The sequence below is a fragment of the Paenibacillus helianthi genome (genome assembly GCF_001909055.1).
Taxonomy (GTDB): domain Bacteria; phylum Bacillota; class Bacilli; order Paenibacillales; family Paenibacillaceae; genus Paenibacillus_AQ; species Paenibacillus_AQ helianthi.
The window spans coordinates 1-5,436 of the sequence record NZ_LVWI01000105.1 but is presented as its reverse complement, the minus strand read 5'-3'; the positions used below and the strand labels follow the sequence as shown (position 1 = coordinate 5,436).

The 5,436-nt window shown below is 42.5% G+C and carries 1 protein-coding gene; it reads right to left on the bottom strand.

What is annotated here, in order from left to right; all coding sequences use genetic code 11:
* A partial coding sequence (locus A3844_RS30750) for a non-ribosomal peptide synthetase (RefSeq protein WP_143192214.1) occupies nucleotides 1-5,436 on the bottom strand: 5,436 nt, incomplete at both ends.

The following is a 5,436-nucleotide window of genomic DNA, read 5'->3' as shown; positions in this document are numbered from 1 at the left end:
ATGAAACCTTGCTATCTTCGAAAATGTATTCTACTCTTTCCGCCGGATAATCTGGATCAATTGGAAGATATGTTCCTCCTGCTTTAAGAACGGCTAATATACTAATAATTGTTTCAACCGATCGATCTAGTAGTAATGCAACAATAGATTCTTGTTTAACTCCACGAGATTTTATCGTTCTTGCTAATTGGTTAGCGCGCTCATTTAATTGACGATATGTCAGCCGTCTCTCTTTATCCACAACTGCCATATTCTCTGGTGTTTTTTGCGCTTGCTCCTCGAATAACTGATGTATGGTCAACGTTAATGGGTAGCTCGCTTTAGTCTGGTTAAATCCATATACCAGCTGTTCTTTTTCCTCTGATGTCACGATTTCAATCTCATCCATCGTTGCGTTCGGATTTGCTATGATCTGCTGCATAACATGCTGCACATGGCCTTTCATTCGTTCTACGCTTCCGACTTCAAATGCATTCAGATTGTAACTGAATTTTATTGCAAGTTCCTTTCCAGGTATCAAAATCACATTAAAGTCATAATTCGTTTGCTCAAACGTATTGAAGTTAGAGAGTTCCAAGCCCATTCCGGCGGTTTGACTCATATCCTTCAAGCGATCATCCATTGGGTAATTTTCAAATACCATAATGTGATTGATCAAATCTTGCTTTAATGTGCTTTGATTTTGGATCTCATATAACAGATATGAACTATACGAATCTGAAACAATCGCTGCATCTTGAACTGCCTGCAATACCTTTATAAACGGTTGTGCCGAGCTACTTGAAATTCGGACAGGAATAGTATTAATAAACAATCCTATCATCTTCTCGATTCCTGGTATCACTGCAGGTCTCCCCGAAACGACTGCACCAAAAACAACATCATTCGTTCGGTTATATTTCTGCAAGACTACCCCCCAGATCGTCTGCATCATGGTATTTAATGTGACCTGGTATTTGTTCGCCAGTTGTTGGAGTTTTCGTGTTTGTTCCTCACCCAGCGTAAACCATAACTCTTCTTGCTTGTAGCCATCTGCCGTCTTTTTATATCCCGGCAGGGTAGTCACTTCATCGATCGTTTTCAAATAATTCTTCCAGTAATCCGATGCTTTCGCTTTATCTTGTTTCTCTAACCACTGGATAAAGCGGCTGTAAGGCTGTGCTGTCTCCAATTGTAGAGACGTTCCCTTGCTCAAGAACTCATAAATTTGAAGCAATTCTGTAAACAAGGTGCTCATACACCAACCATCTATCACAATGTGATGGAAACTCCAAATCACCTTAAACTGTTGCTCACTCATTTCAAAAACAGCAACTCTCATCGGAATGGTTGTGGTCAAGTCAAAGCCCTTATTTTTATCTTCTTCCATGTAACGGCTCATAACTTCTTCTTGCTCTGCATCAGATTTGTTTGCAATCTTCTGCACATCAATGATGAACTTCCACTGCTCTATTACAACCTGTAAAGATCTTCTTATATTCTCAAATATGAATATACTTCGAAGTACATCATGTCTGTTAATAAGCTCCTGATAACTTTGTTCCAACAGACCGATATCTAAATTCCCTCGAACCTCAAAGCTGGTTTGTACAAAATACTGCAAGTCTCCCTTGTTCATTACATGGTGGAATAACATTCCTTCTTGTAACGGGGCTAAAGGATACATTTTTTCTATGGTTAATCCTTTGCTTGCTGTTAGAGCGTATACATCTTCGATCTCCTCGATGCTCATGTCATGCGCCATGACGTCACTTGGAGTCAGCTCGGTACGATCTTTCTCCACACAGTGCTTAATAATGGCTACTAACTTCTGCATGTAACATCCAGCAAGATTCTCCATCTCCTGCTCACGGTATTGCTTTCCGTTGTAACCAAACGCAAATTGCATTCTTCCTTCTTTCACAATGCCGTTTATTTCTAATGCGCTACTCCGTTGCAACATAGGACTTGCCACGCCCCCTACAGATAACGAAGATCCTTTGAAAATCTCTGTCTGGAAGTCTTGGTCAAACTGTCCCAAATAGTTGAAGCTAATTCCAGATACTTTCGGATCTTGGCCTTCCTCACTCCAGTAGCGGTACATGCCATACCCGATCCCTTTGTTTGGAATAGAACGTAGTGCTTCTTTTATGGTTTTTATTTGTCTTCCCAGTTCCTGTTCTTTGACTTGAAGAATCACTGGATAGATACTTGTAAACCATCCTACCGTTCGAGTAATATCTAATCCTTCAACCAATTCCTCTCGGCCATGACCCTCCATATCAATACATATTTCTTTCCTTCCATCCCATTCATGGATTGACAGGGCGAGTGCCGTCATTAGAATATCGTTGATTTCGGTATTGTAAGCTTGGTTTACCTGACGGAGCGCTTTTTCCGTCATGTCCTCATCCAGTTGTACCTCGATATACTTTCCATCGCCAATTTGTCCGACTTCTTCCGCCGTTACTTCCGCTCCTACCCCATTGGCCTGGTTTATTCGTTGTTGCCAGTAGCTTTTTTCTGCCGCGAATGCTTCACTGCGGGTATACTCCTTCATCCGGCTTGACCATTCTTGGTATGATGCTGTCTTCGCCTGGAATTTAACCTCTTCACCCTTCAGCGCTTGAGCGTATCCTACCGTAAAGTCTTCCAATAGAATCCGCCATGACACACCGTCTACGACCAAGTGATGGATCACAATTAATAAGTGATCGCCATCGTCTGCTCGGAACAGCCCCAGTCGCATCATTGGACCTTTTTCCAGGTCGATACTTTCTTGAATACGCGTGGCTTGTCTCTCTACTTCTTCCAGGCTTTGGCCTCTTACTTCTAGCACCGGTACCTCTACCAACAATTCTTGGATGCCCTTATTGTACTGATGCACCGTGGTTTCTGTTTGTTCATACACCATTCGCAGAGCATCATGATGCTCCATCATACGCTGCATCACTTGTTGCACAATATCTTCCCGATAACCTTCCTTGCGATATAACATCACGCTATGGTTAAAATGGTGGCGTGCTTTCTTTTGCCCTTCAAAGAACCACTGCTGGATCGGCGACAATTCCACTTCTCCTTCGACTGCTCCTTGATGACTCAGCTGGGTCTGGCTCTTCAGATACGGGCTAACCTGCTCTACGCTTGGGTTTTGGAACAAGTCTCGAATCTCCATCTTTAAGCCGTGTCGTTGCAATCTCGCAGATACTTGGACGGCCTTAATGGAATCTCCACCTAGCTCAAAGAAGTTATCTGTTCGACCCACTTGCTCAATTCCCAATACTTCTTTCCAGATCTCAGCAAGCTGCTCTTCCATTTCACCTTGCGGGGCAACATACTCATTTCCTCGCATCCAGCCTTCCTCTGGTAACGGCAAGGCTTTCCGGTCTACTTTTCCGTTGGCAGTGAGTGGCATCCGCTCTACTTGAATAAAGTAGGCTGGCACCATATAACTTGGTACATGTTTCTCCAAGTTTCTTCTTAATTCGGTTACATCTACCTGGGTCTCGCTCACGATGTAAGCAACCAGATACTTACTGCCATCCTCCGACTCTCGTGCCATCACCAACGTTTCGTTAACCGATTCATGCTTCAACAGCTGCGCCTCAATCTCGCCACATTCAATTCGATATCCTCGAATCTTCACCTGATGGTCCATCCGTCCCATATATTCAAGAGTTCCATCCGGTAACCACCGAGCCAAGTCTCCACTCCGGTACATTTTCTCCCCAGGTTTAAACGGGTTCGCTACGAACTTTTCTGCTGTTAACTCTGGTTGATTGAGATAACCCTCTGCTAATCCTTCACCAGATATACACAACTCCCCTATACTTCCCATCACGACTGGATTAAGCTTTTCATCCAACATATAAACTCCCATATTATCTGCCGGTCTGCCAATCGATACGGACATTCCCTTCTGTTCAGCCGGTTCATACTCATAAATCATGCACCCTACAGTTGCCTCGGTTGGGCCATATTCGTTGTAAATGGTAACTTCTCCGTTGAACTGCTGATGTACTCGGTCTGCCAAATCTCTTTTCAGATCTTCCCCACCTGTAATAAGAACTTTCAAATTCTTACTCTCCAACTTCAGCTCTTCCAAAAGCTTCATATGAGATGGTGTTATTTTCAGCATTCCCACTCTATCATCTGTCAGCACTTCGGTAAGGACAACCGCAGCATCTGTTCCCTCATATATGAACAATGTTTTTCCGGTAATCAGTGGCAAGTATAACGACGTCACTGTTAAATCAAATGCTATGGACGAGTACAACGCACAGTGATACGCTTCATCTTTAAAATAAGATTTATTAGCCCACCACAAATAATTCAATAATCCCTTGTGAGGGATCATTACCCCTTTTGGATTTCCTGTGGATCCCGAGGTATACATGATGTAGGCAAGGTTTTGCGATCCTGTAGTAGATAGTATATTCGTATCTTCAAAACCATCTGTAGCCATTGATAGATTTACCACGGTTTCACAATGTAATCCTTCTGTCTTTAGATGTGGCTGTGTGAGCAATATCTTCGTTCCACTATCCTTTAACATATAATTAATGCGATCCGCTGGAACTTTTGGGTCTATTGGTAGGTACGTTCCCCCTGCTTTTAAGATCGCCAATATCCCTATAACCATATCTATTGAACGATCGGCCATTATACCGACTACTTTATTCGCTGTAACACCACACTCTTGAAGATATCTTCCCAATTGATTAGCCTTCTTATTTAATGAACGGTAGCTCATCGAATCCTGCTCATGTACAAGGGCAATATGATCAGGTGATATTTGAGCCTGCTCCTCAAATATCTGATGAATGGTTTGATGAGATGGATAGCTGGCTTTAGTCTGGTTAAACCCATATACCAGTTGTTCCTTCTCCCCTGCTGTTACCATTTCAATATCACATAATCGAATTTGCTCTTGCTCTACTACCTTCCTTAAGATCTGCACGAAATGTCCAGACATACGTTCTAACGTTTCTTTTTTATATAACGATGTACTATATTCCACGTTACATTCAATCTCGCCATTCTGCTCTTCTACTGCTTCCCATGTCATATCGAATTTCGCTACTTGATGAGCTATTCCAAAAGGTATACCTATAACTTCACCCATCTTCACGTTCGGAATATCCATGTTTTGAAGCAAAAACATCGTATCAAAAAGTGGATTTCTCGCTGTATCGCGCCGTACTACAAGCTGCTCAACCAGTTGTTCGAATGGGTAGTTCTGATGCTCATTTGCTTGAAGAACATGTTCCTTTACTTCTTCCAAAAATTGATTAAATGGTTTCTCTTTGGTCGGATAATGACGTAATGCTAGCGTATTAATAAACATACCTACGGTTTGCTCCACATCTGCATGAGTTCGTCCTGCCGCTGCAGTCCCTACCACAATATCCTCTTGACCTGTATATTTGGACAACATGATGTTATATGCTGCTAACA